Origin of the sequence: Nostoc sp. (assembly GCF_035638895.1) — a bacterium.
GTDB lineage: Bacteria > Cyanobacteriota > Cyanobacteriia > Cyanobacteriales > Nostocaceae > Nostoc.
Genome location: NZ_DASQZC010000004.1, coordinates 1 through 4,847, shown reverse-complemented (window position 1 = coordinate 4,847; position 4,847 = coordinate 1). Strand labels below are relative to the sequence as shown.

1 protein-coding gene is annotated in these 4,847 nt (G+C 39.3%); it reads left to right on the top strand.

Annotation, left to right across the window (positions count from 1 at the left end):
- Positions 1-52 precede the first annotated feature (52 nt).
- Positions 53-4,630, top strand: a complete 4,578-nt coding sequence (locus VE944_RS00070) for a trifunctional serine/threonine-protein kinase/ATP-binding protein/sensor histidine kinase (protein WP_324970684.1) — start codon at positions 53-55, stop codon at positions 4,628-4,630.
- The last annotated feature ends 217 nt before the right edge of the window (positions 4,631-4,847 follow it).

Genomic DNA, 4,847 nt, shown 5'->3' with positions numbered 1-4,847 from the left:
TGAAGACCGCTATCAGAGCGCTTTAGGATTGAAGCATGATTTAGAAAATTGCTTGGTTCAACTCAAAGAAACAGGTAGAGTTGAGAGTTTCCTAATTGCACAACAAGATGTTTGCGATCGCTTTATTATCCCCGATAAACTTTATGGCAGAGATACCGAAGTAGAAACCCTATTGCAAGCATTTGAAAGAGTTAGCGTTGGGACAACCGAAATGATGCTAGTTGCTGGCTTTTCGGGGATTGGTAAAACTGCGGTTATCAACGAAGTTCATAAACCGATTGTTAGGCAACGTGGTTGTTTTATCAAAGGCAAATATGACCAATTTAATCGCAATATTCCCTTTAGTGCATTTGTGCAAGCCTTTCGAGATTTAATGGGGCAACTATTGAGTGAAACTGATACTAATTTACAACTGTGGCAGGAGAAAATTATCACAGCTTTGGGTGAAAATGCTCAAGTTATTATTGAGGTTATCCCAGAATTAGAACGAATTATTGGCTCCCAGCCTCCGACTGTAGAATTATCTGGAATGGCTGCTCAAAATCGCTTCAATCTGCTGTTCCAGAAATTTATTCAAGTTTTCACTACACTAGAACATCCCTTAGTGATATTTTTGGATGACTTGCAGTGGGCAGATTCGGCATCACTGAAGCTGATGCAGCTACTCATGGATCAATCCCAGAGAGGCTACTTGTTGCTACTTGGGGCATACCGAGATAATGAGGTCTTCCCGGCACATCCTTTAATGTTGACATTAGATGAAATAGGCAATGCAGGAGCGGTAATTAACGATATTATTCTCAGCCCACTGTGTCGAGTAAGTGTAAATCAGTTGTTAGCAGATACCCTCAATTGTCAACTGGAACTAGCAGAAGCATTAACGCAACTGGTTTATCAAAAAACCAAAGGTAATCCCTTTTTTACCACTCAGTTTCTCAAGGCACTGCATCAGGATAATTATATTCAATTCAATTTTCAAAGCGGGTATTGGGAATGTAATATTGCCCAAATCAAGCAATTGGCGCTGACAGATGATGTGGTGGAGTTTATGGCACAACAGTTGCAGAAACTAACACCAGCAACTCAGGAGGTTTTAAAACTAGCGGCTTGTATTGGTAATCAGTTTGATTTACATACCTTGGCGATTGTTTATCAACAATCCCAAACCGAAACCGCCGCCGCATTATGGAAAGCATTACAGGAAGGTTTGGTTGTACCACAAAGTGAAGTTTATAAGTTTTATATAGACCGAGAAAATCAAGGTAGTAATCAGGAAATCGCTCATGCTGTAGCATATAAATTTTTGCACGATCGCGTCCAACAAGCCGCTTACTCACTGATTCCTGAAGATCGCAAACAGATAACCCATGTCAAAATTGGTCGCCTGCTGTGGCAAAATACCCCGAAAGCTGAATTAGAAGATCGGATTTTTGCGATCGCTAATCAGCTAAATATTGGGGTTGAACATTTCTATCAACCTCAAGAACGCCATGAACTCGCACAGTTAAATCTCATGGCTGGGAAACAAGCAAAAGCCTCAACTGCATACAGTTCAGCAATTGCTTATCTAAAAATAGGCATTCAATTGCTACCATTTAACCCTTGGGAATCTGACTACAATTTAACTTTAAGCTTGTATAACGAAGCAACCGAAGCTAGTTATCTGTGCGGTGAAATTGACGCAATGGAAGATTTTGCCCAGGAAATTTTACAACACACCAAAGCTGTCACTGATACAGCCAATGTATGTGAAGTAAAAATTGAAGCTTACACAGTCCAAGGAAAATTATTGGCAGCGATCGATACAGCTATGCAATTTTTGCAGCCGATTGGTATTGAGTTTCCCAAAGAACCAACAGATGAAGATTTTGTTCTCGCTTTGCAAGAGACTCAAGCTACCTTGAGCGGCAAAACAGTTGCTGAATTAGTTGATTTGCCAGAGATAGAGAATCTAGAATTACGTGCAGCCTTGCGTGTCTTAGTTAAAGTAACTACTCCTGCTTATCTGGCAAAACCTGAACTCCATCGCTTGTTAGTGCTGAAAGAAGTTGCTCTTTCTATAAAATACGGAAATACTTCCGGTTCTGCCTTCACTTACTCAGTTTATGGACTCATGCTTTGTGGTCAACCAAATAGTATCCCAACAGGTTACGAATTGGGTAAGTTAGCGTTGCAACTGCTGTCCAAATTTCAAAATCAGGAATACAAAGCAAGAGTCGTTTTAGTAGTTCATCATTTTGTTACTCACTGGAAAGAGCCTGTAATAACAACCCTCAAACCATTACTACAAGCTTATGCCATTGGGTTAGATACTGGGGATTTAGAGTATGCTGGTTATGCTGCCTACATTTATTGCTTCCAAGCTTACATCGCCGGTCAAGAACTAACCAAACTAGCTAATGAATTAGAGATTTATGGGGCAGCACTAGAAAAAATTAACCAAAAAACTGCACTCAACTATAACAATATTTATCACCAAGTAGTCTTGAATTTAATTGAGTCAAAAACCACTCCTTGGGAATTAATTGGTGCAACATACGATGAAAGGTCAATGCTGACGTTACATGAACAAACTAATGATGGCACTGGTTTATGGCATTTCTTTGTCAATAAATTGATGCTTTGTTATCTGTTTCAAGAACTAGATTTGGCGGTGGAATATGCCCTCAAAGCTAAACAATATTCCGGTTCAGGATATGGGATGGTGAACACTCCAGTCCTGAACCTTTATGATTCGCTGTTGCAACTGGCTTTATTTCCTACGTCGTCACCCGTAGAACAACAGAGGATTTTACAGCAAGTAGCAGAAAATCAGGACACCATGCAACAATGGGCAAATTATGCACCCATGAATCATCAGCATCGATTCGAGTTAGTGGAGGCAGAAAAGTGTCGGATACTAGGACAAAAAACCGCAGCAATTGAATTTTACGATCGCGCCATTTCTCTTGCTAGAGAAAATGGCTACATCCAAGAAGCAGGACTTAGTAATGAACTCGCTGCCAAATTCTACCTTGATTGGGGCAAAGAAAAAATTGCCCAGGTCTATATGCAAGAAGCTTACTACTGCTATACCTGTTGGGGAGCCAAAAGCAAAGTAGATGACTTAGAACAACGCTACCCAGAACTTCTGCGGGCCATTCTGCAACAAAAAAATCTCAAACCTAACTTGCAAGAAACACTGAGCAACAATGTTGCATTTAGTAATATTCACTCTTCAACCCATATCTCAAGTTCCTCCAGCAGCAATTCAGTGCTGGACTTTGGCTCTGTCTTTAAAGCTTCCCAAGCAATCTCTACCGCAATTCACTTAGATGAGCTAATCGAGAAGCTAACTCAGATTATTCTCGAAAATGCTGGTGCTGATCGGTGTGCGTTAATTCTCTTTCAGAATGGCTTATGCCAAGTGCGAGCGATCGCCACTTTAGAAGGTACTATATTGCAAACAGCACCTTTAGATAATCATCCTGGTATTCCAATCAAACTGATTCAGTATGTGAAAAACACTCTAGAAACAGTTTTTATCGATGATCTCAAAACCCATTTGCCTAATGTAATTGGGGAATATATGCGCCAGCATCAACCCAAAAGTGCGCTGTGTATGCCAATTCGGAATCAGGGGAAGCTACTAGGGATTTTGTACTTAGAAAATCAGCTAACAATGGGTGCATTTGTAGGCGATCGCTTAGATATATTAGAATTATTAACCAGCCAAGCGGCAATTTCTCTAGAAAACGCCTTACTCTACAACACCCTAGAACAAAAAGTAGACCAGCGCACCCAAGAACTTCATCACAAAAATCAGCAATTATCCCATACTCTTCAGGAATTACAACAAACCCAAGCTCAATTGATTCACACTGAAAAAATGTCGAGTTTAGGGCAAATGGTGGCTGGAATTGCCCATGAAATTAATAACCCAATTAGCTTTATTTCCGGCAACATTATATATCTAAAAGAGCATTTTCAAGATTTACTAGAGGGTATTAATCTTTATCAACATCAATATCCACAACCTATTACCGAAATTCAAGCTTATCTCAATGAAAAAGATTTAGATTACGCGATAAAAGACTTACCAAATCTGCTAAATTCTATGCAACAAGGTAGTCAACGTATTCAGAATATTGTCTTATCTCTGCGGAATTTTGCCCGACTTGATGAAGCCGATATCAAAGCCGTAAATATTCATGAAGGTATTGAGAATACGTTGTTAATTCTGCAACACCGACTTAGTGAAATTGAAATTATCAAAGACTATGCTGAACTTCCGCTAGTGAGTTGTCACGCCAAACAAATCAATCAGGTAATTATGAATATCTTGAATAATGCCATTGATGCCTTAAATGAAGTCCAAAAAACAAGTACCATTACAATTCGTACAGCACTAAACAATTCTTTAACTAAGAGTGTGAGTATTCGCATTGCCGATAATGGTATTGGAATTTCTGAAGAAATCCAAAAACGAGTATTTGACCCCTTCTTTACCACAAAAGCTGTCGGTAAAGGAACGGGATTAGGATTAGCAGTAGCCTACTCCATTATTTCAACTCATGGTGGACAAATTAATTTCGTTTCTAAATTAGGACAGGGGACGGAATTTGAGATTATCCTACCTGTCGAAGGTTGAAGATAAAAAGGTGGAAGGAGCAAGAACAGAATTTATTATTGAAATTCCGGTCTAAAATTTTCCTCTTGTTGATAAACAATTTCATAGATTCTGGGAATACTAAATCTATAAGTATTAAAGATTTGGCAGTATGGATAGCACTCTTGTCAATATTCCCGGATATCGCATCAGTGAAGAACTCTACAATGGTTCTAGAACTATAGTTTATCGAGGGTAT